We start from the raw sequence: 24,427 nt of genomic DNA on the forward strand, positions 1-24,427 counted from the left end.
AGCGGGACATGCAGCGCAGGCAATTGGGGCGGACGGGGATCGAGGTGAGCGCGCTTTGCCTCGGGTCGATGACATGGGGCACGCAGAATACCGAGGCCGAGGGGCATGCCCAGATCGACATGGCGCTGGACCGGGGCGTGGATTTCATCGACACCGCCGAGATGTACCCGGTGAACCCGATCGCGAAGGAGACCATCGGGCGCACCGAGGAGATCATCGGCACGTGGGTCGCCCGGACGGGGCGGCGCGGCGACGTGGTGCTGGCCACCAAGCATTCGGGCGCGGGGATGCAGCATGCGAGGGATGGAGCGCCGATCTCGTCAGAGACCATCCCCGGGGCCATCGAAGGCTCACTGAAGCGATTGCAGACGGACGTGATCGACCTGTACCAGTTTCACTGGCCCAACCGGGGCAGCTACATGTTCCGGCAGAACTGGCGGTTTGATCCATCGGGGCAGGACCCCGCCGCGACGCGGGCGCATATGGAGGATGCGCTGGGGGCGTTGCAGCGCGAGGTGGAGCGGGGCACGATCCGGGCCTTCGGCCTGTCCAACGAGAGTGCCTGGGGGACGGCGCAGTGGCTGCAGGTGGCCGACGAGGTGGGCGGGCCGCGGGTGGCCTCGATCCAGAACGAGTATTCGCTGATGTGCCGGTTGTTCGATACAGATTTGGCGGAGCTGAGCGTGAACGAGGATGTGGGCCTGCTGGCGTTCTCGCCGCTGGCGGCGGGGCTGCTGACCGGCAAGTACCAGGGCGGCGCGGTGCCCGAGGGCTCGCGCCTGTCGCTGAACGAGACGCTGGGCGGGCGGAAGACCGACAGGGCCTTTGAGGCGGTCGACGCCTACCTGGAGGTGGCGCGGCGGTTTGGCCTCGACCCGGTGCAGATGGCGCTGGCCTGGTGCCTGACGCGGCCCTTCATGGCCTCGGCCATTTTCGGGGCGACGTCGCTGGAGCAGCTGGACCTGGCGCTGGGGGCGGCGGAGGTGACGTTGTCCGAGGAGGTGTTGGAGGCATTGGACGACACGCACAAGGCGCATCCGATGCCGTATTGAGGGGCGGATGTGGTGGGTTTCACCCACCCTACGCAGCGTGGGGGCGACGGGGCCGGGAAGGTGGGTTTTACCCACCCTACGGTGCGTGGGGGCGACGGGCCGGGGTGGTGGGTTTCACCCACCCTACGCGATATCCGACCGAAACCGCCTTTGTGGCGGGCGGTGCCGGGGGCTTTGCCCCCGCGGCGAAACGGTGTTTCGCCGCTCCCCCAGGATATTTCTGGCCAGAGGAAGGGGCGGGGCGGTCCTAGTCCGAGGTTTCGGCCCAGCATTCGCGGATGTGGTCCGGCAGGTCGCGGGCGCCGATGGCGGCCTCGCGGACCAGGTTGTCGAAATGCAGGGTCAGGGCTTCGACCCGTTCGGTGTCGCGGAAGGCGAGGTAGTTGCGGCCGATATAGATGACGGCCAGCAGCGGGCCGAAGATCGTCACGGGCGCGGAATAGAGCCGGCGGGCGTCGAAGAGATAGAGGCGCAGGCGCGGGTAGAGCTGTTCGGTGATCTCGAGCAGGTAGTCGACCTGGCGCTGGCGGATCTCGCGGGGCAGGCCGTGGTAATAGCCTTCGCCGGCGATGAAGCTGTGCATCTCGAAGAGCGGCAGGGCGATCTCGTAATCCGATCGGGTGCCACGCATCCAGTCGAGCCGGTCCTCTGACGCGCCGATGGCCTGTTCGGTGGACCGGCCCAGGTGGGGGGCGTATTCCCATTCGAGCAGTTCGCGGGTCTTGAGCATGTCGGGCAGGCCGGCGGGGACGTGGCGGATCTTGTAGCCCGCGGCCTCGCGGTGCCAGGTGAAGATCTGTTCGTCGACGAGCGCGCGGGGCGCCTCGGTCAGCGAGAGCGTGTTGGCGAGGATGTCCGCGGCGGTCTCGGGCCGGTCGGTGAGGCCCAGGAGCCAGTCGGCGGAGACGCCGAGCGCCCGCGCGCATTCGCCCACCACCTGCGCGTTGGGCAGGCGCGCGCCGGTGCCCTTGAGCAGTTGCGAGATGGTCGAACGGTCGACGCCGACGCTGCGCGCCAGCGCGCTTTGCGAGGTGCCGCGCAGGCGCAGCGCCTCGTTGAGGCGGGTGCGGAACAGGGTGGCGCGGTCGCGTTTGTCGGATTTCTGGATCATCTGTTGGATTTTATCAACAAACGGGAGGTTTGTTAATCATTCTCTGACTGCCCCCCTGACAGGATCTGTCGTAACGCTTGGTGAGAAGGACGGAATTGGGGACAAGATGAAAGTGGAACTGGAAGGCGGCGCCGGGCCGGTGCCGGGGCCGGAAGCGCGTGCGCTTGCGGACGTGGAATGGCCGACACTGGGACTGTTGGCGGCCTGTTACGCGGGTTGGGGCGTGGCGCTTTTCTGGCTGGCAGGGCTTTGGCTGCCGGCAGGCGTGGCGGTGGCGGCGATCGGGATCACGCTGCATTCGTCGCTGGTGCACGAGATGATCCACGGGCACCCGACCCGAAACGACAGGCTCAACGAGGCGCTGGGGTTTTTCAGCCTCGGGCTGTGCGTGCCTTACCGGCGCTTCAGGGACCTGCACCTGGCGCATCACCGCGACAGCCTGCTGACCGATCCTTACGACGATCCGGAATCGAACTACCTTGACCCGGAGGTCTGGGGGCGTCTGCCGGGCTGGTTCCGGGCCGTGCTGCGGTTCAACAACACGCTGTTGGGACGGATGATCGTGGGGCCGGTGCTGGGACAGGTGGTGTTCATGCGCGGCGACTGGGCCGCGATCCGGGGCGGGGACCGGGGCGTCGCGCGGGCCTGGGCGTTGCACGGGCTGGGCGTGGCGGCGGTGCTGGGGGTGGTCGCGGTGTCGCCGATGCCGGTCTGGGCCTACCTGGTCAGCGCCTACGCGGCCTATGCGATCCTGAAGATCCGCACCTTCCTGGAGCACCGGGCCCATGAGCGGGCCAGCGGGCGCACGGTCGTGGTCGAGGATGGCGGGCCGCTGGCGTTTCTCTTTCTGAACAACAACCTGCACGTGGTGCATCACATGCACCCGCGCGTGGCGTGGTACCGGCTGCCGGCGATGTGGCGGCAGAACCGGGAGACCTACCTGCGGCGCAATGGCGGGTATTATTACCGCTCTTACGCCGAGATTTTCGCGCGGCACCTGTTGCGGGCGAAGGACCCGGTGGCGCATCCGCTCTGGCGGAGGAAGTAAAACGCGGGCAATAGGGGGTCATGACAGGACCAATTGACCTTCATCCCACATCATCGGTTTCAGTTCAAAATCCGGACTCTGCAGGCGTTTTCGCGCAGGAAGGGTGGCCCCCTTTCAAGCGGAAACAACGCAGAGAGCACGGATTTTGGCGAAATCGCAGGGCGACGCGGCGGATTTTGCCTCCCGCGGCGTCGATCTGCGCTTGCGATCAACCGGACGCTGACCGGCAGGCGATTTGGCAATGCCAAATCTGCCGAGAGGGACGCGGCGCGCAAATCTCCTGGCGGGCGGTAAAATCCGACACGCGCCGGTGGTGCGGGATGAAGCTCAATTGGTCCTAGAACCGTGGATCCTTCTTGCCGTCATGGCGGCGTTTTTCCAGACGCTGCGCTTCATGTTGCAGAAATCTCTGAGCATGGGGACGTTGAGCGCCCTGGGCGCGACCTTCGCGCGGTTCGCCTATGCCGCGCCGCTGGCGGCGGTGCTGGCGGGGGGCTATGCGGCATGGTCCGGGCAGGGGTTGCCGGCGGTGGGCGGGCGGTTCTGGATCTACGTGCTGAGCGGCGGGCTGGCGCAGATCCTGGCGACGTGGTGCGTGGTGTTGCTGTTCGCCGAGCGCAATTTCGCGGTGGGGATCACCTTCAAGAAGACCGAGGTGGTGCAGACCGCGATGGTGGGGCTGATCGTGCTGGGCGACCGGGTGAGCCTGCCGGGGCTGGTGGCGATCTTCCTGGGGCTGGTCGGCGTGCTGGTGTTGTCGGACGTGCCGGGCGGCGCGGGCGGCTGGTGGCGCCGGGTGACCAGCCGGGCGCCGGCGCTGGGGCTGGCCTCGGGGGCGTTTTTCGCCGTGTCGGCGGTGACCTACAGGGGGGCGACGCTGGAAGTGGCCAGTGACGATGCGTTCCTGCGGGCGATGATCGCGGTGGCGGCGGTGACGGCGGCGCAGAGCCTTGGCATGGCGGCCTATCTGCGCTGGGGCGAGCCGGGGCAACTGGGCCGCGTCTGGGCGGCGCGGGGGCGCGCGGTGTGGATGGGGGTGACGAGCCTGCTGGGCAGTGTCGGCTGGTTCACGGCCTTCACCTTGCAGAACGCGGCCTACGTGTTCGCGGTGGGGCAGGTGGAGGTGATCTTTTCGCTGATAGCCTCGGTCCTGTTCTTTCGCGAGACGGTGACGCGGCGGGAACTGGTCGGGATCGTCCTGGTGAGCGCCAGTATCCTGCTGCTGGTCTTGCTGGGATAGCGGCGCCGCGCGTCAGTCGGGCAGGCGCGCACCGTAGAGGCGCTTGAAGAGGTTGCTTTCGTCGTCATTGCGGAAGAACGGCACCGAGGCGGGCGGCGCGGGGTCGTGGGCGCGGGCCTCGATCTCGGCCAGGACGACCTCGGTGATGAAGGGCAGGTCGTAGTCGTGGCGGGCGGTGGCCAGCGGCACCCATTGAAGATGGCTGAGCTCGTCGCAGGCGGGCGAGAAATCGTCCGGGTCGGAGGCAAGCGCTGTGGCGTCGACCAGGAAGAACCGCGCGTCGAAGCGCCGGGGGCGGCCCGGCGGCGTGATGGCGCGGAAGACGAATTGCAGCGCGGAGGCGTCGGGCAGGTGGCCGGTGGCGGCGAAGCTGTGCCAGTCCTCGGGCGGCGCGCCCGTCCAGTCGCCCGGCTGGCCCAGGACCTGGCCGGTTTCTTCCCAGAGCTCGCGGATCGCGGCGGCGGCGAGCGCGTGCGAGCGGTCGGTTTCGCTGTCGTCGCGCAGGCGGGCGGCACAGCCGTCGGGCATGGGGCGGGCCAGCGGGATGTCCGCGTCGCCCGCATCCACGGCGCCGCCGGGAAAGACGAACTTGTTGGGCATGAAGGCGGCCCTGGCGCCGCGCTGGCCCATCAGGACGCGTGGCTCGGTCATGCGGTCGCGCAGCACGATCACCGTGGCGGCGTCGCGGATGGCGGTCTTGTCGGAATGCTTCGGGTAGCTTGCGGTCATTCAAGTCCTGTCCTTCGGGGGCGAAGGGGTCAGGTGTCGTCCCCGAAGCCGTGCATCTGGCGCGCCCACTGGAAGCCGACGATGGCCCCTTTCAGCCGGGGCAGAAGGTAAAGCGAGAGCGTGACGCAGCCAATAGCGAAAATGGTGAAAAGCACCAGGGGCTCGGGCCGCCAGGTCGTGAAGGCGATGTGCAGCAGCGGCGCCATGAGGTGACCCACGACCAGGATCGTCAGGTAGGCCGGGCCGTCATCGGCGCGGGCATGGCTGAGATCCTCGCGGCAGACCGGGCAGGTCTTGCGCAGCTTGAGATAGCTCTTGAGGATCGGGCCCGACCCGCAATTGGGACATGTGCGGCGAAATCCGCGAAAGACCGCGGGCCAGAGCTCGCGTTCCTTGGTGTCCTGTTTTCCCGGCGTTGTCGGCGCCACGGAAGCGGAGCCGTGCGTGTCGTGATCGGTGCTGGTCATGTGCCCTCGCGCGTCAATGGCAACAGAGGTGCGCCGTCCGGGACCAAATTGGAAGGTGACAGGCTGTCCGTGCGTCGGGATGTCGCAAAGGATGGGCCGGGTCTGCCCGGAAAAATATCGGGGCGGGGCGACGGAACGCGCGGGCGCTGTCGTTTAGGACAGTAGATCGCGACGGCAGGCGCGGTCGCAAACAACAGGACGCGGCGCAAGATCGCGTTGCAGCAGACCTGACCGAGATGGAGCATGAAGATGAAGAACCTGATGATCATGAGCGCCCTTGGCATGACGATCGCACTGGGCGGGGCCGTGCAGGGCCTGGCCGCGTCGGGCGAGGGCAAGGGCCCGCGCCATTCGTTCGAGGACCTGGACACGAACGGGGACGGCCAGATCACCAAAGACGAGATGCAGGCGCGCATGAAGGCGCGGTTCGATGAAGCCGACACCGATGGCGACGGCGTGATGAGCCTGGAGGAAATGCAGGCCCGCGGGCAGGAAAGGGCGGCCAAGCGTGCCGCGAAGATGATGGAGCGGCTGGACACGGACGGCGATGGCGGCGTGAGCTTCGACGAAGCGCAGGCGCGGCGCGGTGGCAAGATGTTCGACCGGGCCGACACCGATGGTGATGGCGCGATCAGCAAGGCCGAGTTCGACGCCGCGCGCGAGAAGATGCGCGAGATGCACGCCAAACGTCACGGCAAGAAGACCGGGCAGGACGCGGAGTGATCCGCGCGGTCGCGCCCCGGCAATGGCTTAAAGGCTGGCCGGGGCGGGCCGATCCGGCGTAAGAACCGGGCGCAAGGTGACGGGGCAGGATAGACGACCGGGACATGACGATGCCGCTCGATGCCATGGACGACGTGCCGGACGAGGCGCTGCTGGTGCTCTTCGCGAACGGAGAGCGGGCGGCGGCGCGGGCGTTGACATTGCGGCTGAGCCCGCGCGTTCTGGCCCATGCCTATCGGCTGTTGGGCAACCGGGCCGAGGCCGAGGACGTGGCGCAGGAGGCGCTGCTCCGGCTGTGGCGCGTGGCGCCCGAGTGGCGGCAGGGGGAGGCGAAGGTGACCACCTGGCTTTACCGCGTGGTGGCGAACCTGTGTACCGACCGGCTGCGCCGGGGCTGGCGCACCAGGCCGCTGGAGGCGGCGGGCGACCCGGCGGAAGACCGGGCCAGTGCCGCCGAGGACATGCAGGAGCGGGCCCGGGCCGATGCGTTGCAGGCGGCGCTGCAGGCCTTGCCGGAGCGGCAGAGGCAGGCGGTGGTGCTGCGCCATATCGAAGAGCTGGGCAATCCGGAGATTGCCGAGATCATGGGGATCAGCGTCGAGGCGGTGGAAAGCCTGACGGCGCGGGGGAAACGGGCGCTGAGCGAGGTGCTGGGCGCCAGGAAGGATGAACTGGGGTACGCGGAATGAGCAAGACCGGCAAACCTGACGACGGGATGAAGGCGATGTTCGCCGCGGCCCGCACCCACGCGCCGGAACCGGACGCGGATTTCCTGGCGCGGGTGCTGGGCGATGCGGAGGCCGTGCAGGCCGGGTTCGCGGAGAGGGCCGGGGACATGGCCAGTGCCAGTGCCAGTGCGGCAGCCGCGCGACTGTACCCTGCGCCGGCCCGCGGGCTGCGCGGGGTCTTCGCGGCCCTGGGCGGATGGCCCGCCGTGGCGGGGCTTGGCGCGGCGGCGCTGACCGGAGTGTGGATCGGGGTCGCGCCGCCCGAGGGGTTGAGCACGGCGGCACAGAGTGTCTGGGACGAAGATATCACGCTGGCCTTCGAGCCGGACCTTGGCACCGATCTCTTTCCCGGGGAGGGAGGATGAGCATGAGGGACGGAACGGAGATGACTTCGCGCACGGGGGCGCCGCGCTGGATGAAGATCCTGCTGGTGGTGTCGCTGGCGCTGAACCTGTTGGTCGTCGGCGTGGCCGCCGGTTTCGCGATCAAGGGCGGCCCCAAGTGGCGCGGCGGCCCGCCGGGCGGCGCGGGCGCCATGCACCGGGCGCTGAGCGAGGCGGACCGGGCGGAACTGAAGCAACGGATGATCCGCACGTTCCGGGCCGAAAAGGGCGGGCGCGCGGCGTTCCATCAAGAGATGGAGGGGCTGGTTGCGCTGTTGCGGGCCGAGACGTTCGACGGGGCCGCGGCGGCAGAGCGGATGGCGCGGCTGCGGGAGATGTTCGACGGCCGGATGGCCTCGGCGCAGGGTCTGCTGGTCGAGTACTGGGGCGAGATGAGCGCGGCCGACCGGGCCGCCTATGCCGACCGGCTGGAGGCCGAGATGCAGCGGCGCAAACGCTGAGGCCCGGCCGCTGTCAGGCGGCGGATAAATGCGAGATCGTGACCGTGTCGCGCCCGCCCGACTTGGCGGCGTAGAGTGCGTGGTCGGCATCGGCCAGGAGCCGTTCCGGTTCGAGGTCGCTGTCCTTCACCGCCGGGTTGGCCACGGTGGCGCCGATGCTGACGGTCAGGGAGAGCGGGGCCTCGACCCCGGGGATGGCAATCGCGGTCTCGCGCACGGTGCGGCACAGGTGCTTGGCCATGGCGCGTGCGGCGGCGATCCCGGATTGGGGCATCAGCACGAGGAATTCCTCGCCGCCGATGCGCGCCAGGCTGTCGCCGGGGCGAAGCGCGTCGCGCAGGGCGCCGGCGACGCGCGTGAGGACATGGTCGCCGGCGGCGTGGCCGTAGGTGTCGTTGACCTTCTTGAAGTGATCGAGATCGGCGACCATCAGCGCGAAGGTCTGTTTGCTCTCCCGGGCGGTCTCGATCAGGCGGGCCATCTGCGCCAGCGCGTATCGCCGGTTGTAGAGGCCGGTCAGCGGATCGGTGACAGCGGCGTTCAGGCCGGTGCGCAGGCGGGCGCGCTGCAGGTCGTCGGCCTGTTTCGCGCGCAAGAGCGCGTCGATGCGAAGGGCGATTTCCCGGGGGTCGGCATCGCGCGTGGCGAAATCGTGGATGCCCATGTCCAGCAGCTTGACCGCAAGCACGTCATCGGCGGTGTCCAGCAGCGCAAGCACGCGGGACTGGCGGGTGCGCGGCGCGCTGCAGAGTTCGGCCAGGCGGACAAGCGCGGCCTCGCCGGCATCCGCGGGCAGGGACACGAGCAGCACGTCGGGCGGTGCGGTCAGCCCTGAGAGCTGCCTTGCGCGGTCCATGCGGAAGGTCTCGAGCCGGTGGCGCATCTCCTGCGCGAGCCGGTGACACAGCGCCTGGTCCGTTGCCGTCCCGCGGTGCAGCGCCGCCACCAGCCCGCGCGGGGCGAAACCGGCCTGCGCCTCGGCCAGCCCGAGCGCGTGGGCGGCGCCGCTGGTGAGGTCGAGATCGACCTCGACCGGCGCCTGCCGCGACAGCGCGCGCAACCGCGCCAGGAGCACCTTTTCGCTGTAGGGTTTGAGCAGGACGTCGCAGGCGCCGCATTTCAGCAGGGCAAGCCGCGCGCCGGGGGCCCGTTTCGCGGTCAGGACCAGCACCGGCAGCCGGTCGCAGCCGGGCAGGGCGTGGATGTCGCGGACCAGGTCACAGGCGGAGCTGTCGGGCAATCCATCGGTCACCAGAACCGCCTGAGGCCTGTCGTGTGCGACGCGCGTCAACGCCTCTGCCGCGCTGCCGGCCTGTTCGACGTGGAAATAGGCGGCTGAAAGCTTGACCTTCAGCACGATCCGGTTGGTCGCCAGACCATCGACGATGAGAACAGTGCCCGGCATGTGCCGCCGCCTTTCCGACTTGCTCTTTGCTATGGCAAGACTATCCCTGTCATTGGTTAAGAAATCCTTGCCGGGAGTTAAGCAATATGGCCAACCAGCGAGAAGCCGCCGAGACGATCGCGCTCAAGGCGCTGACGTGGATCGCAGGTCACGAAAACCTGCTGGACGTGTTCATGGGGGCGACCGGGGCGGGGCGGGACGATCTGCTCGCGGGTGCGCAAGATCCTGATTTTCTTGCCTCTTTGCTGGATTTCCTGTTGATGGACGACGCGTGGATCATGGAGTTCAGCGAGGCCGCGAACGTGCCGCCCGCGGCGGTTGTCGAGGCCCGCGCCGCGCTTCCGGGCGGGGTCCAGACCCATTGGACATAAATTAATTTTGAGGACCATAAGGTGAACAAACCCGCAAGAAAGGTTGATGGGCTGCTGTTTGACAAGGATGGCACTCTGTTCGATTTCCACACCACCTGGAGCGCCTGGGCCGGTGACCTGATCGAGGACCTGGCGCAGGGCGACGCCGCCGTGCGGGCGAGACTGGCGTCGGAGATGCATTACGACCTGGACGAGAGGCGGTTTCGCCCGACGAGCCCGATCGTTGCGGGCACGAACCGCGAGGCCGCCGAATGCGTGGCGCGTGCCGTGCCCGACCGCAAGGTCGAAGAGCTGGAGATCTTCCTGATGGAGACCTCGGCCGCCGCGCCGCAGGCCGAGACCGTGCCGCTGGCGGCGTTCTTGCAGGCGCTGGCCGCCGAGGGCCTGGCGCTGGGCGTGGCGACCAACGACACCGAGCATGGCGCGCGGGCGCACCTGGGCAAGGCCGGGGTGGTGGACCAGTTCGATTTCATCGCCGGGTTCGATTCGGGCCACGGCGCCAAGCCCGCGCCGGGACCCTGCCTGGCCTTCGCCCGCGCCGTGGGCCTTGCGCCCGGGCGGGTGGCGATGGTGGGCGACAGCACCCATGACCTGCTGGCGGGCCGCGCGGCGGGGATGCAGACCGTCGCGGTGCTGACCGGCACGGCCACGCGGGCCGACCTGGCGCCCTTTGCCGATGTCGTGCTGCCGGATATCGGGCATATTCCGGCCTGGATGATCGCGTGAGCGCGGGCGTCTCGCGCGGGGTTCTGCTGGCGCTGGTCGGCACGGTGGTGCTGACGCCGGACGCGATGCTGATGCGGCTGTCGGGCATGGAGGGCATCCAGATGACCGGCTGGCGCGGATTGTTCATGGGCACGATGATGCTGCTGGCCTGGGCGGTCACCAGCCGGGACCGCGGCGGCGACATGGCCCGGCTGCGCAGCGGGCCGGGGGCGATGATCGTCGTGGCGCAGGTGCTGAACTCGATGCTGTTCTGCCTTGGCATCGCGTCGGCCCCGGCGGCGGTGGTGCTGATGGGCGTGGCGGCGGTGCCTGTCTTTTCGGCGCTGCTGAGCCGGGTGGTGACGGGCGAGACGACCTCGGCGCTGACCTGGGCGGCCATCGCGGCGGTGATGGCCGGAATCGGGATCGCCGTGCTGGGCGGCGGACATGGCGACGTGGCCCTGAACTGGGCTGCGGTGACGGGGGCGGGCTTTGGCCTGGGCGTGGCGTTCGTGCTGGCGCTGAACTTCGTCACGGTGAGGGCCAGTCCCGACCTGCCGATCCTGCTGGCCATCGGGGTCGGCGCGTGGATCGCGGGCGGGATCGGATGGTCGCTGACCGGCGTCGAGGCGATGTTTCAGGGCCGGGTCTGGGCCATGGCGGTGACGGGCGGCGTGGTGCTGCCGGTGTCGTTCTTCCTGCTGTCGCTGGCCGCGCGGCACACGCTGGCGGCCAATGTCAGCCTGCTGATGCTGCTGGAAACGGTGCTGGGGCCCTTGTGGGTGTGGATCGGCGTGGGGGAACGACCCACGGCGGCGATGCTGGTGGGCGGCGCCATCGTGGTGGGCAGCCTGACGGTGTATCTGTCGATCCTGCGGCGGCGGGCGGCGCTAATCGTGCCGCGATAGTTCACCTGCGACAGGTTCTGTCGCAAAGCGGCAAACCAGCCGGCCAGCCCGGTGGTTGCATGGAAGGGTCCAGCAGGAGACTCACCATGGCAGAGACAGCCTTACGCAGGAAACGCAGTGGCGGACGGGCCGGAAACGCGACACGCCGGGGCACCGCCGTCATCGAGCAGATGCCCTGGAACCCGCCGATCAACATCGACCGGCCGATCGAGCCGCTGGACGAGGCCGGGATCGAGGCGATCCATGACGGGGCGATGCGCATCCTCGAGGAGATCGGGATCGAGTTCCTGAACGCGGAGGCGGTGGAGGTCCTGCGCGGCACCGGCGGGTGCGACATCAATGGCGAGAACGTGCGGATGGGGCGCGATTTCGTGATGGAGATGATCGGCAAGGCGCCGAGCGAGTTCACCATCACGCCGCGCAACCCGGACCATGCCATCACGCTCGGGGGGCGGCACCTGAATTTCGGGAACGTGTCGTCGCCGCCCAGCTATTGGGACATGGGCATAGGCCGCAAGGTGACGGGCACGCGGGAGATGTGCGCCAACCTGTTGAAACTGAGCCAGTATTTCAACTGCGTGCATTTCGTCGGCGGGTACCCGGTGGAGCCGCAGGACGTGCATGCCAGCGTGCGGCACCTGGATGTGCTCTATGACAAGCTGACGCTGACCGACAAGGTGGCGCATGCTTATTGCCTGGGCCGGGAGCGGGTCGAGGACGTGATGGAGATGGTGCGGATCGCGGGCGGCCTGACGGACGAGGCGTTCGAGGCGCGCCCGCACATGTATTCCAACATCAACTCCACCTCGCCCCTGAAGCATGATTTCCCGATGCTGGACGGCTGGATGCGCCTGGCGCGGCGCAACCAGGGGCTGGTGGTGACGCCGTTCACGCTGGCCGGGGCGATGGCGCCGGTGACCATGGCGGGGGCGGTGGCGCAGAGCCTGGCCGAGGGGTTGTGCGCGATCGTGCTGGCGCAGGCGATCCGGCCCGGGGTGGGCTGCGCCATCGGCACGTTCACCAGCAATGTCGACATGAAGTCGGGCGCGCCGGCCTTCGGCACGCCGGAATACATGCGCGCGACTCAGATGACGGGGCAGCTGGCGCGGTTCTATGGGCTGCCGATGCGGGCGTCGGGTGTGTGCGCGGCGAACGTGCCGGACGGGCAGGCGATGTGGGAAACCTCGAACAGCCTGTGGTCCGCGGTGCAGTCGGGGGCGCACATGGTCTATCATGCCGCCGGCTGGCTGGAAGGCGGGCTGATCGCCAGCCCCGAGAAGTTCATCATGGATTGCGAGATATTGCAGCATATCCAGCGCTACATGGACCCGGTGCTGACCGCGACCGGCCCCGACGAGATTGCGCTGGAGGCGGTGCGCGAAGTGGGCAACCAGGGGCATTTCTTCGGCATCCAGCACACCCAGGACCGCTATACCACGGCGTTCTATCAGCCGTTCCTGAGCGACTGGCGGAATTTCGAGGCGTGGGAGGCATCGGGCGCGGCATGGACGCCGCAACGCGCGCACCAGGTCTTTCGCGACATCATCGCCAGTTTCGAGGCGCCCCCGATCGAGGACGCGGTGCGCGAGGAACTGGAAGCCTTCGTCGCCCGGCGCAAGGAGGAAGGCGGCGCGCCGACCGATTTCTGACGTGTGCGCAGGCCGGAAATAGCGACAATTGGAAACGTCCACGGCTTGTTAACGCCGTTCTGCAAAGGCTTTGCCGGAAGCAGGAGCGTGACATGCACGGGCTGATCAACCGGGCCATCGAACTTTTCGTCCGCGATACCTATGGGCAGGACACCTGGGGCGAGGTGGCCGGCCGGTCGGAGCTGGTGCCGCAGGACTTCGAGGCGATGCTGGACTATCCCGACGCGGTGACGCGGGACGTGCTGGCCGGGGTGTCGCGGGTTCTGGACAAGCCCGAGGCCGCGATACTGGAGGATATCGGCACCTACCTGGTGTCGCATCCCACCGCCGAGGCGCTGCGGCGGCTGCTGCGGTTTTCCGGCACGGATTTCACCGATTTCCTGCATTCCCTGGATGATCTGCCGGCGCGGGCGCGGCTGGCGGTACCGCAACTGATCCTGCCGCCGATCGAGTTGCACGATCACGACGGGCACAGGTTTTCGGTCGCCGTCGGCGCGGGGCGGTCCGGGGGACTGTCCTTTGGTTACGTGCTGTTGGGGTTGCTGCGGGCGATGGCGGACGATTACGGCGTGCTGGTGACGCTGGATCACAAGGGGCGCCGCGACGGGGTCGAGACCATCGAGGTGCGCGTGCTGGAGACGGCCTTTGCCCGGGGGCGGAGCTTTTCGCTGGGGGCGGCCCTGTGACCAGCGACAGGAGCGCGGCGCCGGGGACGCTGCTGGATGTGCTGTGCCCGATGCACCTGGTGCTGGATGCGGACGGACGGATCGTCCATGCCGGGCCGACCGCGCAAAAGGTCCTGGGCCCTGCGGTTCCGGTCGGCCGTGCATTCCTGGAGCTTTTCGACGTGAAGCGGCCGCGTTTGGCGCCGGGGGTGGCGGGCCTGCGCGCGGCGGCGGGCCGACGGCTGCATTGCGTCTTGCGCGACGCGCCGGGGATCGAGTTGAAAGGCGTCGCGGCCCCCTTGCCCGGGGACCGGGGGATCGGGCCGCCGGACGGGTTGATCGTGGACCTGTCATTCGGGATCGGCCTGATCGACGCCGTGGGCCGCCACGAGCTGACCAGCCGCGATTTCGCGGCGACCGACCTTGCGGTCGAGATGCTGTACCTTGTCGAGGCGAAAGCGGCCGTCATGGACGCCTTTCAGAAACTGAGCCAGCGGTTGCAGGGGGCGAAGGCCGCGGCCGAGGAAGAGGCCCATACCGACACGCTGACGGGATTGCGCAACCGCCGTGCGCTCGACCCGGTGATCCGCCGCCTGATCGCGCGCGGCGCGGATTTCACGCTGATGCACCTGGACCTGGATTACTTCAAGTCGGTGAACGACACGCTGGGCCACGCGGCGGGCGACCATGTGCTGCGCCGCGTGGCGCGCATCCTGCGCGAGGAAACCCGCAGCGAGGACACCGTCATCCGCGTCGGCGGGGACGAGTTCGTTCTGATCTTCGCCGAGGCGCTTTCGGACGCGCGGCTGGCCGAGCTGGCGCGGCGATTGATCCGGCGGCTGGAGGACGCCCTGAGCATCGGCGGCGAGGTGGCGCGGATTTCCGGCAGCATCGGGACCACGCGCAGCGCAAACTACGCCACGCCGCGGCTGGCGGTTATGATGGACGATGCCGACCTTGCGCTTTATGCCGCGAAAGAGGCCGGGCGGGGCTGTCACGTGGCCTTTGCGCCCGACCTGCGCCGCGCGGTCGCGCGGCACACCGTCGACGCAGCAACGGGCGACTGAGCACGGGCCGGGGTCTTGTGCAACGGGACCGTGCCCTTTAACCGTTGGGCGCAAATCGGCGCAAGACGGACAGCGGGCACATGACACGGGTCTTCATCACCGGCACGGCCGGGTTCATCGGCTATCACCTGGCCAGGCTGCTGCTGGACGAAGGCATGGTCGTGCACGGCTTTGACGGGCTGACGGATTACTACGACGTGCGGCTGAAGGCGCGGCGGCACCAGATGCTGTTGCAATCGCCCGAGTTCAAGGCGTACGAGGCGATGCTGGAGGACGTGGCGGCGCTGAACGACGCGGTGGATGACTGCGCGCCCGACATCATCGTGCACCTGGCCGCCCAGGCCGGCGTGCGCTACAGCCTGGAGAACCCGCGCGCCTATATCGACGCCAACGTGGTGGGCACGTTCAACGTGATGGAGGCGGCAAAGCGGCACGAGGTGCGCCACCTGCTGATGGCCTCGACCAGTTCGGTCTACGGGGCCGAGACCGACATGCCCTATGCCGAGACGCAGAAGGCGGACACGCAGATGACAATCTATGCCGCCACCAAGAAGGCGGCCGAGGCGATGGGCCATTCCTATGCCCACCTGTGGAACCTGCCGACGACGATGTTCCGCTTTTTCACGGTCTACGGGCCCTGGGGGCGGCCCGACATGGCGCTTTACAAGTTCGTCGACGCGATCCTGGAGGGGCGTCCCATCGACGTCTACAACCACGGCGAGATGTACCGGGATTTCACCTATGTCACCGACCTGGTGCGCGGCATCCGCCTGTTGATGGACGCAGCGCCGGTGCGGCCCGACCGCCCCGAGGACATCGCCGAGGGTGACAGCCTGTCGCCGGTGGCGCCCTACCGGGTGGTCAATATCGGCAATTCCGACAGCATTCGCCTGACCGATTTCGTGGACGCCATCGAGGCGGCGCTGGGCATGACCGCCGAGCGCAACCTGATGGACATGCAGAAGGGCGACGTGCCCGCCACATGGGCCGACGCCAGCCTGCTGCACAGCCTGACCGGGTATCGTCCCGATACGGATGTGCGCGACGGCGTGAAGCAGTTCGTGGCGTGGTTCCGCGAGTATTACGGCAAGTAATTCCGCCACGTTCATGGCGGGGTCCTGAAATTGGCAATGGTCAAACGGGCGGGTTCGCGTTAGGGGACGCTCGCGCGAAAAATACCATTCAGGATACCCCCCCGTGAAACGCACCTTGCTGGCCGACTGGGCCAAACGCTTCGATCTGTCCGAATTGAGCCTGACGCCCGGAGAGAAGCTGAGCCCGACGCGGCTGCGGATCGAGCTGTTGTCGGGGCTGACCGTGGCGCTGGCGCTGGTGCCCGAGGCGGTGGCGTTCGCCTTTGTCGCCGGGGTGCATCCGCTGGTGGGGCTTTACGCAGCCTTCATCGTGGGGCTGATCACCGCGCTGATCGGCGGCCGGCCCGGCATGATCAGCGGGGCCACGGGCGCGCTGGCGGTGGTGATGGTGTCGCTGGTGGCGCAGCACGGGGTGGAATACCTTTTCGCCACGGTCGTGCTGATGGGGATCTTGCAGATGACGGCCGGCGTGCTGCGCTGGGGCAAGTTTATCCGGCTGGTGCCGCATCCGGTGATGCTGGGCTTCGTCAATGGCCTTGCCATCGTGATTTTCCTGGCGCAACTGGGCCAGTTCAAGGTGCCCGGCACGATGGAGAACACCGGCCACGGCATGAGCGGGGGCGAATGGCTGTCGGGCGCGCCGCTTTACACCATGCTGGCGCTGGTGGCGCTGACCATGGCGGTGGTCTGGCTGATGCCGCGCGTGACCAAGGTGATCCCTGCGCCGCTGGCAGGCATCGGGCTGGTGGCGGGGATCGTCGTGGTGTTCGGGCTGGACGTGCCGCGCGTGGGCGACCTGGCGTCGATCCAGGGCGGGTTGCCGCCCTTCCATGTTCCGACCGTGCCGCTGACGCTGGAGACGTTCGAGATCATCCTGCCCTATGCCGTGATCCTGGCCGCGATCGGCCTGATCGAGAGCCTGCTGACGCTGAACCTGGTGGGCGAGATGACGAACAAGCGCGGCGGTGCGAGCCAGGAATGCATCGCGCAGGGCGTGGCCAACACCGTGACCGGGTTCTTCGGCGGCATGGGCGGCTGCGCCATGATCGGCCAGTCGATGATCAACGTGAGATCGGGCGGGCGGACACGGATCGCGGGGATCTGCGCGGCGGTGTTCCTGCTGATCTTCATCCTGTTCGCGTCGCCGCTGATCGAGCAGATCCCGCTGGCCGCCCTGGTGGGCGTGATGTTCATGGTGGTGATCGGGACCTTTGCGTGGAACTCGCTGCGGATTCTGCGCAAGGTGCCGCTGTCGGACGCGCTGGTGATCGTGCTGGTGACGGTGGTGACGGTGCAATACGACCTGGCCATCGCCGTGGTCGTGGGGGTGATCGTGTCGGCGCTGACATATGCCTGGAACAACGCCAAGCGCATCCATGCCATCACCGGCAAGGAGATGGACGGCACCAAGGTCTACCGCGTGCAGGGGCCGCTGTTCTTCGGCTCGGCCAGCGGGTTCGTGGAGCTGTTCGACGTTGAGAGCGACCCCGACAAGGTGGTCGTGGATTTCGCCGAGAGCCGCGTCGTGGACCAGTCGGCGTTGCAGGCCATCGAGGCGGTGGCGGGCAAGTACCTGGCGGCGGGCAAGCGGTTGCAGTTGCGGCACCTGACGCGGGATTGCCACCGGATGCTGAACAAGGCCGGGCACCTGATGGTCGACAGCGACGACGACCCCGATTACGGGCTGGCCGTGGATTACGACGTCAAGACGGGGGTCCTGGGCGCGGGGCATTGACGGTCTGCCGGGGCGGGGCGCGTGGGTTTTCACCCACCCTACGCAATCCCGGACTTGATCCGGGATCCCTGGGCCGTCGAGGTCCCGGGTCAGGCCCGGGACGGGGTCAGTGTTCTGCACTTGCGCGCGGAGTCAAGGCCGAAGGCCGCCGCGCCATCGCTGCCCCCCACCCAGGGGGCGGCGATTGGTTTGCCCGTATTTCGCCGATCTAAGCTCATACGGACTTGGCAAAGATAAAGTGCTCCCGAGCGGCTGTAGTATCGCCAACCCGGGGGGCAGCGATGGCGCGGCTCAGCTTTCCCCCGGACGCGCGAGGGCGAATTTCTCGCGCACCACGGTGTAATCCTTGTAGCCCATCCGCGCGAGCGGGTTGAAGCTGAGCACGTCGAAGATGCCGTCCTTCAGGCAATCGTCGCGGATGTAGACGCCGGTGACCTCGCCGAACACCACCTTGTTGGCCTCGCCCGGCAGGTCGACGATCTGCGTCAGCTTGCATTCGAGGGCTGCGGGCGCGGCGGCCACGCGGGAACAGGGGATGGTCTCGCAGGCGGCGCGCTCGATGGCGGCATCGGTGAACTCGTCGGTGTCCCTGGGCCAGGGACCCGAGGTCCGGTTCATCGCGTCGCGCAGGGCGTATTCCACGATGTTGACGCAAAACACGCCGGTGTCGCGGATATTGGCGACGCTGTCCTTGGTGTCGCCCCGATCGGGCTTGGTCGAGGTCGAGGAGAACATCACCTGCGGCGGCACGTAGGCCACGGCGTTGAAGAAGGAATAGGGCGCGAGGTTTTCCGCACCGTCGCTGCCGCGGGTGGAGATCCAGCCGATGGGGCGGGGTGCGACGATGGCGTTGAACGGGTTGTGCGGCAGGCCGTGGCCGTCTTCGGGGCGGTAGAACATGAGCAACTTTCCGGGTTGGGACGAATGCGTTTGGACATAGGCCTAAACGCGTGCTACGCGACGATCCACCTGTTTTTCGAAGGATAATGCGCGCCCGTGTACGAGTTGCACCAAGAGACACGCGAGGATTGGTGGGAGGTCGAGGCGCTCTACGACCTGTGCTTTGCACCCGGACGCGAGGCGCTGTCGTCCTACCGGCTGCGCGAGGGCGTGGCGCCGGTGGCGGCGCTGTGCCTGGTGGCACGGGACGAGGGGGGCATCCTGGCCGGGGCGATCCGGGTCTGGCCGGTGCGGATCGGCACGGCGCGAGCGTTGCTGGTGGGGCCCATCGCGGTGCACCCGACGCGGCAGGGCGAGGGCCTGGGCGGATACCTCATCCGCGAGGCGTTGCGGATCGGGCATGCGGCCGGGTGGGACCGGGCGATGCTGGTGGGGGACGCGCCCTATTACGCGCGGTTCGGGTTCACCCGGCTGGAGAAGGTGAAGATGCCGCCGCCCACCAACCCCGAACGTGTGCTCGGGTACGCGCTGACCCCCGGGGCCTGGGACGGGATTGCCGGCAAAGTCGTGCGTGACGCTTGAAAATGCCGGCGCGGTGCCCGATCTTCTAGGCATGGGCAAGAAATCCTACTCCGAGATCCTGCCGGCGGCGATAGATGCGACCGCGGTGGAGTCGCGCCTGAAGGCGCTGGCCGAGCGGCATCGGCGGGCCGGAAATGTCGGCATCCAGGTGCTCAACATGATCGGCAGCCAGGCGGAAGGCCTGTTGTCGCGCCTGCCGGCGCCGGTGCGGTCGCGGCTGGACGACAGCACCGAGCGGGCGCTGCGGCTGGCGATGGACACGGCGCACCGCTCGCGCGGATACGTGGCCGAGAGCCCCGGCTGGTTGAGCCGTGCGATGACCACGGCGATGGGGGCCGCGGGCGGCGCGGGCGGACTGCCGACGGCGCTGGCGGAACTGCCTGTCACGACGACGGTGCTGCTGCGCGCGATCCAGGACGTCGCGGCGGAATACGGCTTCGACCCGGACGAGCCGGGCGTGCAATACGACTGCATCAAGGTTTTCGCCGCCGCCGGGCCGCTGGACCACGACGACGGCAGCGATCTGGCCTTTCTCAGCACGCGCGTGGCGGTGACCGGCAAGGCGGTTCAGGCGCTGGTGGCCAAGGTCGCGCCACGGCTGGCCACCGTGCTGGGGCAGAAGCTGGCGGCGCAGACGGTCCCCATCCTTGGGGCGGCGGCGGGGGCGGCGACCAACTATGCCTTCACCAGCTACTACCAGCAGATGGCGCATGTGCATTTCGGCCTGCGCCGGCTGGCCATAGAGGCCGACCGCGACCATGCCGACCTGCTGGAGGATTTTCGCGAACTGGTGGCGCTTCCGAGCGTCAAGCGCGCCTGAGGGCCGGGCCGGAGAAAATTCGTACGAATTTTCTGCGGCTCAGAGCTTGCCCTTGAGGTAGTCCATGACCGCCGGACGGACCGATTGGTCGCCCGCGATGCGCACGCCGTCGATCACCTCGTAGAGCTCTTCCAGATCGACCCGGCGCAGGATGGATTTCACCGGGCCGATGGAGGCCGGGCGCATCGACAGGCTGCGCAGGCCGATGGCCGCGAGGCAGGCGGCCTCGACCGGGCGGCCTGCGTCCTCGCCGCAGAAGCTGAGCGGGGTGTCATGCGCCTCGCAGCGTTTTACGATGGATTCGATGAAGCTGAGGAAGCTGACATTGAGCGTGTCGTAGCGCCGCCGCACCAGTTCGTTCTCGCGGTCGGCGGCGAAGAAGAACTGCTTGAGGTCGTTGCCGCCGATCGAAAGGAAATCGACCTCGTTGTAGAAGGCGTCGGGCGCGAAGGCCAGTGACGGGGTTTCCAGCATCGCGCCGACCTCGATCTCCGAGGGCAGGGGGTGGCCCAGGATACGTTCGCGGTCCAGCGCCTTCTGCATCTCGGCATTGGCGGCGGAAAACTCCTCGCGCTGGGCGACGAAGGGGAACATCACCGACAGCGGGCGCCCCTTGGCGGCGCGCACGAGGGCTTGCAGCTGCATGCGCATGACGCCGGGCTTGTCGAGCGCCACGCGCACCGCGCGCCAGCCGAGCGCGGGGTTGGGCTCGTCCACCACCTTCATGTAGGGCAGCACCTTGTCGGAGCCGATGTCGAGGGTGCGGAAGCAGACGCGCTTGCCGCGGGCGGCGTCCATGACGTGGGCGTAAAGCTCGCTCAGTTCCGACCGGCGGGGCATGTGGGCGCGCACCAGGAACTGAAGCTCGGTGCGAAAGAGGCCCACGCCCTCGGCGCCCGAGCCTTCGAGGCTGGGCAGGTCGGCCATGAGGCCGGCGTTCATGTGCAGCGCAAGCCGGGTGCCGCAGAGCGTTTCGGCCGGTTTGTCGCGGATCGAGGCATAGCGTTCCTGGGCCTGCGCCTGCATCGCCATCTTGTCGCGGAAGGCGGTGACGACGTTGTCGTCGGGGCGCAGGTGCACGACGCCCTGGTCGCCGTCGATCATGATGAAATCGCCGTTGAGCGCCTCGTTGGTGATGCGGCTGGCGTGAATGACCAGCGGGATCGCCAGTGCGCGGGCGACGATGGCGGCGTGGCTGCCGACCGAGCCTTCCTCGAGCACGATGCCGCGCAGGCGGCGGCCATAGTCGAGAAGTTCGCCGGGCCCGATGTTGCGGGCGATCAGGATCGGGTCGTCGGGCATTTCCGCCCCGGTTTCCGAGCCCTGGCCGGTGAGAATGCGCAAGAGGCGGTTCGAGAGATCGTCAAGGTCGTGCAGCCGGTCGCGCAGGTAGGGGTCGGTGACCTGGGTCATCCGGGCGCGGGTGGTGGATTGTTCCTTTTCCACCGCCGCCTCGGCCGAGAGACCGCGCGAGATGTCTTCCTCCATCCGCTTCATCCAGCCCTTGGAATTGGCGAACATGCGGTAGGCTTCGAGCACCTGGAGCTGTTCCTTGTCGCCGGTGGCGGCCGTCGAGAGCATGCGGTCGACGCCCACGCGCAGGGTGTCCACGGCCTCTTCCAGCCGTTCCAGTTCGCGGTTGGGGTCCTCGGCGATCGGGTTGGTGACCACGACGCGCGGCTCGTGCAGCCAGACATGGCCCTGCGCGGCCCCCTCCTGGGCGATGCCGCCGCGGAACAGGACGGGTTGCTGGTGGCGGGCCGACATGGCCGCACCTTCGCCGACGAAGGCGCCCAGCTCGGCCATCTCGGCGATGACCATGGCGACGACCTCGACCGCGTAAAGCTCTTCGTCGGAATATTCGCGGGCCTGCTTGGACTGCACCACCAGCACACCGAGCGTTTCGCCCAGCCGCTGGATCGGGACGCCCATGAACGAGCAATAGGCCTCTTCCCCGGTTTCGGGCATGTAGCGAAAGCCGCGGGCGGCGGGCGCGTTGTCGGTGTTGACAACCTTGCCGGTGCGCGCCACGCGACCCACCAGGCCCTCGCCCAGCTTCATCCGGGTCTGGTGCACGGCGTCGCGGTTGAGACCTTCTGTGGCGCAAAGCTCCAGCGTGTCCTCGTCGCGGAAAAGGTAGATCGAGCACACCTCGGTGCGCATTTCCTCGGCGATGAGCGCGGTGATCGCGTCGAGCCGGGCCTGTCCGGCGGCGTCCTCGGCCATGAGCGCGCGCAGGCGCGAGAGCATCTGGCGGCTGTCCGTCTCGATCTGATCGCCGGAAGGTGACATGGCGTTCGGAAGCCTTTCCATTGGGCCGTTCTGGTCGGAGCCGAGACGTTTAAATCACAGGTTGCCGGCATTGTGAAATGGCAATGTCACGCGGCGACGCGCGGGGCGGCGCAGCCCGGTGAATTGCCTCGATATTGCCCGATTGGCGTCGGATCGCGCTCGTCCCTGGCGCAAGAGCGGGCCGGCGCGGGGCTGTCGAAAGCGGGCGTGCCGTCGCTGGCGCTGCCCCGCCGCGGGGCGCCGGGGCGGCCCCTTAGGCTGTCTTGTCCAGCTCGAACGCGTCGTGCAGCGACTGCACGGCCAGTTCCATGTACTTGCGGTCGATCAGCACCGAGATCTTGATCTCTGACGTCGAGATGACCTTGATGTTGATGCCTTCGTCGCGCAGCGTCCGGAACATCTTGGCGGCGACGCCGGACTGACTGCGCATGCCGATGCCCACGGCCGAGACCTTGGCCACGTTGGTGTCGGCCACGAGGTCGTGAAAGTTGATCTCGCCCTTTTCCTTGGCGCCCTTGAGCGCCTTTTCGGCACGCGCCACCTGGTTGGTGGGGCACGAGAAGGTCATGTCGGTGCGGCCTTCCTCGGAAATGTTCTGGATGATCATGTCCACGTTGACGCCCGCATCCGACAGCGGCCCGAAGATGGCGGCGGCGATGCCGGGGCGGTCGGCCACCGAGATGAGGGTCATCTTCGCCTCGTCGCGGGAATAGGCGATGCCGTTGACCACGTTTGATTCCATGATTTCCTCCTCGGCGCAGACCAGGGTTCCTGCGTCGTCCGATTGTTCCTCGAAACTTGATAGCACGCGCAGGCGCACGTTGTAGCGCATCGCCAGCTCGACCGAGCGGGTCTGCAGGACCTTGGCGCCAAGCGAGGCCAGTTCCAGCATCTCCTCGAAGGCGATCTTGTCGAGCTTGCGCGCCTTGTCGGTGATGCGCGGGTCGGTGGTGTAGACGCCGTCGACATCCGTATAGATGTCGCAGCGTTCCGCGCCGAAGGCGGCAGCGAAGGCCACCGCTGTCGTGTCCGAGCCGCCCCGGCCCAGCGTGGTGATCCGGCCCTCGGGGCTGACGCCCTGGAAGCCCGCGACCACGGCCACCTGCATGCCTTCGCCGAACTTGGCGTTGATGTTGTCGGTGGGAATTTCCTCGATCCGGGCGGCAGAGTGGGACGAGTTCGTCCTGAGCGGCACCTGCCAGCCCTGCCAGCTGCGCGCCGGGATGTCCATTTCCTGCAAGGTCAGGGCCATCAGACCGGCGGTGACGGCCTCGCCCGAGCTGACGACGGCGTCGTATTCGCGGGCGTCGTAGAGCGGCGAGATCTCGTCGACCCAGCCCACAAGTTCGTTGGTGCGCCCGGCCATGGCCGAGACGATGACGATCACGTCATAGCCCTTGGCCACCTCGACGCCCACGCGCTTCGCCGCGCGGCGGATGCGGTCGATATTGGCCACCGAAGTGCCGCCGAATTTCATCACGAGCAGGGGCATGGCTGCGTCCTTGGGTCAGATCGCAGGTGCTTTACGCGGGTGCGCGGGGAAGGGCAAGAGCGGAGCGTGGGTCGGGCGCGGCCAGGAAAATTCGTACGAATTTTCCTGGCCGTTTTCTTCGGGGAAGAAAATGGCGCGTCAGAACGGGTGGTCCTTGCCGTCCCAGGTCTTGAAACAGCCGGTGCTGTCCGTGTCGAGCGCATCGAAACGCTCGATCAGGCCGTCGGCGGCCTCGTCCACCGAGATGTCTGCCCCGTCGCCGCCCATGTCGGTGCGCACCCAGCCGGGATGGTAGATCCCGACCGCAAGGCCCAGGGGCGCCAGGTCCTTCGACAGGTTGCGCCCCAGGTTCAGCGCGGCCGCCTTGGAGGCGCGGTAGATGTAGCTGCCGCCGGGCGCGCGTTTGTGGCTGGCCATCTGGCTGGAAATGATGGCGATCTTGCCGGATTTCGCGGCCTGCAGGCAGGGCAGCAGGGTTTGGACGGTCAGGAAGACCCCGGTCACGTTGGCGGCGAAACTGTCCGCCCACATCTTGGCCGGGTAGCCATCGGGCAGGGTCTCGCCCTTGTCGAGATAGACGCCGGCGTTGCAGATCAGCAGATCCACCGGCGCGCCATCCAGCCGCGCGGCGAAGGCGCGGTGGCTGGCCGGGTCGGTCACGTCGAGCGTGTACTCGGCCTCGGGGTCGCGGGATGTGCCGGTGACGTCGTCGCCCCGGGCGGCATAGCCCCGGGCGAGGGCGGCGCCGATGCCGCGGTTGGCGCCGGTTATGACAACATGCATGGCAAGGCTCCTTGGGA

At 68.0% G+C, this 24,427-nt stretch carries 25 protein-coding genes; 17 read left to right on the top strand and 8 right to left on the bottom strand.

The window, feature by feature from the left end; all coding sequences use genetic code 11:
- The first annotated feature begins 8 nt into the window (after positions 1 to 8).
- Positions 9 to 1,052: an aldo/keto reductase gene (locus KUV49_RS08210; RefSeq protein WP_222449527.1), complete on the top strand. Its 1,044-nt coding sequence runs from the start codon at positions 9 to 11 to the stop codon at positions 1,050 to 1,052.
- A gap of 247 nt (positions 1,053 to 1,299) precedes the next feature.
- Here the strand turns inward: KUV49_RS08210 and KUV49_RS08215 are convergent, their stop codons facing one another.
- Positions 1,300 to 2,163, bottom strand: coding sequence for a helix-turn-helix domain-containing protein (locus KUV49_RS08215; protein WP_222449528.1), 864 nt, complete (start codon positions 2,161 to 2,163; stop codon positions 1,300 to 1,302).
- 106 nt (positions 2,164 to 2,269) lie between these two features.
- On the opposite strand from KUV49_RS08215, the gene KUV49_RS08220 reads away from it, so the two are divergent.
- On the top strand, positions 2,270 to 3,211 hold the full coding sequence (locus tag KUV49_RS08220) for a fatty acid desaturase (protein ID WP_222449529.1): 942 nt from the start codon (positions 2,270 to 2,272) through the stop codon (positions 3,209 to 3,211).
- 394 nt (positions 3,212 to 3,605) lie between these two features.
- Entirely contained in the window at positions 3,606 to 4,451 is an 846-nt protein-coding gene (locus KUV49_RS08225) for a DMT family transporter (RefSeq protein WP_261391095.1), read from the top strand.
- A gap of 12 nt (positions 4,452 to 4,463) precedes the next feature.
- On the opposite strand, the gene KUV49_RS08230 is transcribed toward KUV49_RS08225, so the two are convergent.
- Together KUV49_RS08230 and KUV49_RS08235 are read right to left on the bottom strand one after the other, a co-directional pair.
- Positions 4,464 to 5,180, bottom strand: coding sequence for an NUDIX hydrolase (locus tag KUV49_RS08230; protein ID WP_222449531.1), 717 nt, complete (start codon positions 5,178 to 5,180; stop codon positions 4,464 to 4,466).
- A 29-nt stretch (positions 5,181 to 5,209) separates the two neighbouring features.
- Positions 5,210 to 5,647 (bottom strand): DUF983 domain-containing protein, encoded by a 438-nt coding sequence (locus tag KUV49_RS08235; RefSeq protein WP_222449532.1) that lies wholly within the window; start codon positions 5,645 to 5,647, stop codon positions 5,210 to 5,212.
- Positions 5,648 to 5,896: 249 nt separating this feature from the next.
- Here KUV49_RS08235 and KUV49_RS08240 point away from each other — a divergent pair, with 249 nt between their 5' ends.
- The 4 genes from KUV49_RS08240 to KUV49_RS08255 all read left to right on the top strand — a co-directional run bounded on the left by KUV49_RS08240 (position 5,897) and on the right by KUV49_RS08255 (position 7,942).
- Complete coding sequence (locus KUV49_RS08240) at positions 5,897 to 6,370, top strand: EF-hand domain-containing protein (RefSeq protein ID WP_261391097.1); 474 nt, start codon at positions 5,897 to 5,899, stop codon at positions 6,368 to 6,370.
- A 104-nt stretch (positions 6,371 to 6,474) separates the two neighbouring features.
- Positions 6,475 to 7,059 (top strand): RNA polymerase sigma factor, encoded by a 585-nt coding sequence (locus KUV49_RS08245; protein ID WP_222449534.1) that lies wholly within the window; start codon positions 6,475 to 6,477, stop codon positions 7,057 to 7,059.
- Entirely contained in the window at positions 7,056 to 7,463 is a 408-nt protein-coding gene (locus tag KUV49_RS08250; RefSeq protein WP_222449535.1) for a hypothetical protein, read from the top strand. The genes KUV49_RS08245 and KUV49_RS08250 overlap by 4 nt, the downstream gene beginning before the upstream one ends.
- Before the next feature lie 2 nt (positions 7,464 to 7,465).
- Positions 7,466 to 7,942, top strand: a complete 477-nt coding sequence (locus KUV49_RS08255; RefSeq protein ID WP_222449536.1) for a periplasmic heavy metal sensor — start codon at positions 7,466 to 7,468, stop codon at positions 7,940 to 7,942.
- A 13-nt stretch (positions 7,943 to 7,955) separates the two neighbouring features.
- On the opposite strand, the gene KUV49_RS08260 is transcribed toward KUV49_RS08255, so the two are convergent.
- Positions 7,956 to 9,347, bottom strand: a complete 1,392-nt coding sequence (locus tag KUV49_RS08260) for a diguanylate cyclase (protein WP_222449537.1) — start codon at positions 9,345 to 9,347, stop codon at positions 7,956 to 7,958.
- Between the two features lie 86 nt (positions 9,348 to 9,433).
- Between KUV49_RS08260 and KUV49_RS08265 the strand changes: the two genes are divergently transcribed.
- The 8 genes from KUV49_RS08265 to KUV49_RS08300 all read left to right on the top strand — a co-directional run bounded on the left by KUV49_RS08265 (position 9,434) and on the right by KUV49_RS08300 (position 17,541).
- Positions 9,434 to 9,718: a DUF3572 domain-containing protein gene (locus KUV49_RS08265; protein WP_222449538.1), complete on the top strand. Its 285-nt coding sequence runs from the start codon at positions 9,434 to 9,436 to the stop codon at positions 9,716 to 9,718.
- Between the two features lie 21 nt (positions 9,719 to 9,739).
- Positions 9,740 to 10,444, top strand: coding sequence for an HAD family hydrolase (locus KUV49_RS08270; protein WP_222449539.1), 705 nt, complete (start codon positions 9,740 to 9,742; stop codon positions 10,442 to 10,444).
- A complete protein-coding gene (locus tag KUV49_RS08275; RefSeq protein WP_222449540.1) occupies positions 10,441 to 11,331 on the top strand; it encodes a DMT family transporter in 891 nt (296 codons plus the stop codon). Before KUV49_RS08270 ends, KUV49_RS08275 begins: the two co-directional genes overlap by 4 nt.
- Before the next feature lie 86 nt (positions 11,332 to 11,417).
- Positions 11,418 to 12,980: a trimethylamine methyltransferase family protein gene (locus tag KUV49_RS08280; protein ID WP_222449541.1), complete on the top strand. Its 1,563-nt coding sequence runs from the start codon at positions 11,418 to 11,420 to the stop codon at positions 12,978 to 12,980.
- Positions 12,981 to 13,072: 92 nt separating this feature from the next.
- Positions 13,073 to 13,666, top strand: coding sequence for a heme NO-binding domain-containing protein (locus tag KUV49_RS08285; RefSeq protein ID WP_222449542.1), 594 nt, complete (start codon positions 13,073 to 13,075; stop codon positions 13,664 to 13,666).
- Positions 13,663 to 14,712, top strand: coding sequence for a diguanylate cyclase domain-containing protein (locus tag KUV49_RS08290; RefSeq protein WP_315899488.1), 1,050 nt, complete (start codon positions 13,663 to 13,665; stop codon positions 14,710 to 14,712). The genes KUV49_RS08285 and KUV49_RS08290 overlap by 4 nt, the downstream gene beginning before the upstream one ends.
- An 80-nt stretch (positions 14,713 to 14,792) precedes the next feature.
- Entirely contained in the window at positions 14,793 to 15,806 is a 1,014-nt protein-coding gene (locus KUV49_RS08295) for an NAD-dependent epimerase/dehydratase family protein (RefSeq protein ID WP_222449543.1), read from the top strand.
- A gap of 103 nt (positions 15,807 to 15,909) precedes the next feature.
- Positions 15,910 to 17,541 (top strand): SulP family inorganic anion transporter, encoded by a 1,632-nt coding sequence (locus tag KUV49_RS08300; protein ID WP_222449544.1) that lies wholly within the window; start codon positions 15,910 to 15,912, stop codon positions 17,539 to 17,541.
- A 291-nt stretch (positions 17,542 to 17,832) separates the two neighbouring features.
- On the opposite strand, the gene KUV49_RS08305 is transcribed toward KUV49_RS08300, so the two are convergent.
- Positions 17,833 to 18,441 carry a flavin reductase family protein gene (locus KUV49_RS08305; RefSeq protein ID WP_222449545.1) on the bottom strand — a complete coding sequence of 203 codons (609 nt, stop codon included), beginning with the start codon at positions 18,439 to 18,441 and terminating at the stop codon, positions 17,833 to 17,835.
- 96 nt (positions 18,442 to 18,537) lie between these two features.
- On the opposite strand from KUV49_RS08305, the gene KUV49_RS08310 reads away from it, so the two are divergent.
- Both KUV49_RS08310 and KUV49_RS08315 read left to right on the top strand, forming a co-directional pair.
- Positions 18,538 to 19,023 (top strand): GNAT family N-acetyltransferase, encoded by a 486-nt coding sequence (locus tag KUV49_RS08310; protein WP_222449546.1) that lies wholly within the window; start codon positions 18,538 to 18,540, stop codon positions 19,021 to 19,023.
- Positions 19,024 to 19,054: 31 nt separating this feature from the next.
- On the top strand, positions 19,055 to 19,843 hold the full coding sequence (locus tag KUV49_RS08315; RefSeq protein WP_222450934.1) for an EcsC family protein: 789 nt from the start codon (positions 19,055 to 19,057) through the stop codon (positions 19,841 to 19,843).
- 39 nt (positions 19,844 to 19,882) lie between these two features.
- Here KUV49_RS08315 and ptsP read toward each other — a convergent pair whose 3' ends face one another.
- From ptsP to KUV49_RS08330, 3 genes are all read right to left on the bottom strand, one after another.
- Positions 19,883 to 22,156, bottom strand: coding sequence for a phosphoenolpyruvate--protein phosphotransferase (gene ptsP / locus KUV49_RS08320; RefSeq protein WP_261391099.1), 2,274 nt, complete (start codon positions 22,154 to 22,156; stop codon positions 19,883 to 19,885).
- Positions 22,157 to 22,388: 232 nt separating this feature from the next.
- Positions 22,389 to 23,627: an aspartate kinase gene (locus tag KUV49_RS08325; RefSeq protein WP_152491766.1), complete on the bottom strand. Its 1,239-nt coding sequence runs from the start codon at positions 23,625 to 23,627 to the stop codon at positions 22,389 to 22,391.
- 138 nt (positions 23,628 to 23,765) lie between these two features.
- On the bottom strand, positions 23,766 to 24,410 hold the full coding sequence (locus tag KUV49_RS08330; RefSeq protein ID WP_222449547.1) for an SDR family NAD(P)-dependent oxidoreductase: 645 nt from the start codon (positions 24,408 to 24,410) through the stop codon (positions 23,766 to 23,768).
- Positions 24,411 to 24,427: the final 17 nt, after the last annotated feature.

Origin of the sequence: Roseovarius atlanticus (assembly GCF_019802205.1) — a bacterium.
Lineage (GTDB): Bacteria > Pseudomonadota > Alphaproteobacteria > Rhodobacterales > Rhodobacteraceae > Roseovarius > Roseovarius atlanticus_A.

What these genes read in the sequence shown, in the direction of transcription:
- KUV49_RS08315 (WP_222450934.1), top strand. Translation starts at nt 19,055, where the DNA reads ATGGGCAAGAAATCCTACTCCGAGATCCTGCCGGCGGCGATAGATGCG.
- KUV49_RS08325 (WP_152491766.1), bottom strand. Translation starts at nt 23,627, where the DNA reads ATGCCCCTGCTCGTGATGAAATTCGGCGGCACTTCGGTGGCCAATATC.
- KUV49_RS08255 (WP_222449536.1), top strand. Translation starts at nt 7,466, where the DNA reads ATGAGGGACGGAACGGAGATGACTTCGCGCACGGGGGCGCCGCGCTGG.
- KUV49_RS08280 (WP_222449541.1), top strand. Translation starts at nt 11,418, where the DNA reads ATGGCAGAGACAGCCTTACGCAGGAAACGCAGTGGCGGACGGGCCGGA.
- KUV49_RS08250 (WP_222449535.1), top strand. Translation starts at nt 7,056, where the DNA reads ATGAGCAAGACCGGCAAACCTGACGACGGGATGAAGGCGATGTTCGCC.
- KUV49_RS08230 (WP_222449531.1), bottom strand. Translation starts at nt 5,180, where the DNA reads ATGACCGCAAGCTACCCGAAGCATTCCGACAAGACCGCCATCCGCGAC.
- ptsP (WP_261391099.1), bottom strand. Translation starts at nt 22,156, where the DNA reads ATGGAAAGGCTTCCGAACGCCATGTCACCTTCCGGCGATCAGATCGAG.
- KUV49_RS08235 (WP_222449532.1), bottom strand. Translation starts at nt 5,647, where the DNA reads ATGACCAGCACCGATCACGACACGCACGGCTCCGCTTCCGTGGCGCCG.
- KUV49_RS08245 (WP_222449534.1), top strand. Translation starts at nt 6,475, where the DNA reads ATGACGATGCCGCTCGATGCCATGGACGACGTGCCGGACGAGGCGCTG.
- KUV49_RS08265 (WP_222449538.1), top strand. Translation starts at nt 9,434, where the DNA reads ATGGCCAACCAGCGAGAAGCCGCCGAGACGATCGCGCTCAAGGCGCTG.
- KUV49_RS08215 (WP_222449528.1), bottom strand. Translation starts at nt 2,163, where the DNA reads ATGATCCAGAAATCCGACAAACGCGACCGCGCCACCCTGTTCCGCACC.
- KUV49_RS08240 (WP_261391097.1), top strand. Translation starts at nt 5,897, where the DNA reads ATGAAGAACCTGATGATCATGAGCGCCCTTGGCATGACGATCGCACTG.
- KUV49_RS08295 (WP_222449543.1), top strand. Translation starts at nt 14,793, where the DNA reads ATGACACGGGTCTTCATCACCGGCACGGCCGGGTTCATCGGCTATCAC.
- KUV49_RS08305 (WP_222449545.1), bottom strand. Translation starts at nt 18,441, where the DNA reads ATGTTCTACCGCCCCGAAGACGGCCACGGCCTGCCGCACAACCCGTTC.
- KUV49_RS08260 (WP_222449537.1), bottom strand. Translation starts at nt 9,347, where the DNA reads ATGCCGGGCACTGTTCTCATCGTCGATGGTCTGGCGACCAACCGGATC.
- KUV49_RS08210 (WP_222449527.1), top strand. Translation starts at nt 9, where the DNA reads ATGCAGCGCAGGCAATTGGGGCGGACGGGGATCGAGGTGAGCGCGCTT.
- KUV49_RS08330 (WP_222449547.1), bottom strand. Translation starts at nt 24,410, where the DNA reads ATGCATGTTGTCATAACCGGCGCCAACCGCGGCATCGGCGCCGCCCTC.
- KUV49_RS08285 (WP_222449542.1), top strand. Translation starts at nt 13,073, where the DNA reads ATGCACGGGCTGATCAACCGGGCCATCGAACTTTTCGTCCGCGATACC.
- KUV49_RS08220 (WP_222449529.1), top strand. Translation starts at nt 2,270, where the DNA reads ATGAAAGTGGAACTGGAAGGCGGCGCCGGGCCGGTGCCGGGGCCGGAA.
- KUV49_RS08225 (WP_261391095.1), top strand. Translation starts at nt 3,606, where the DNA reads ATGTTGCAGAAATCTCTGAGCATGGGGACGTTGAGCGCCCTGGGCGCG.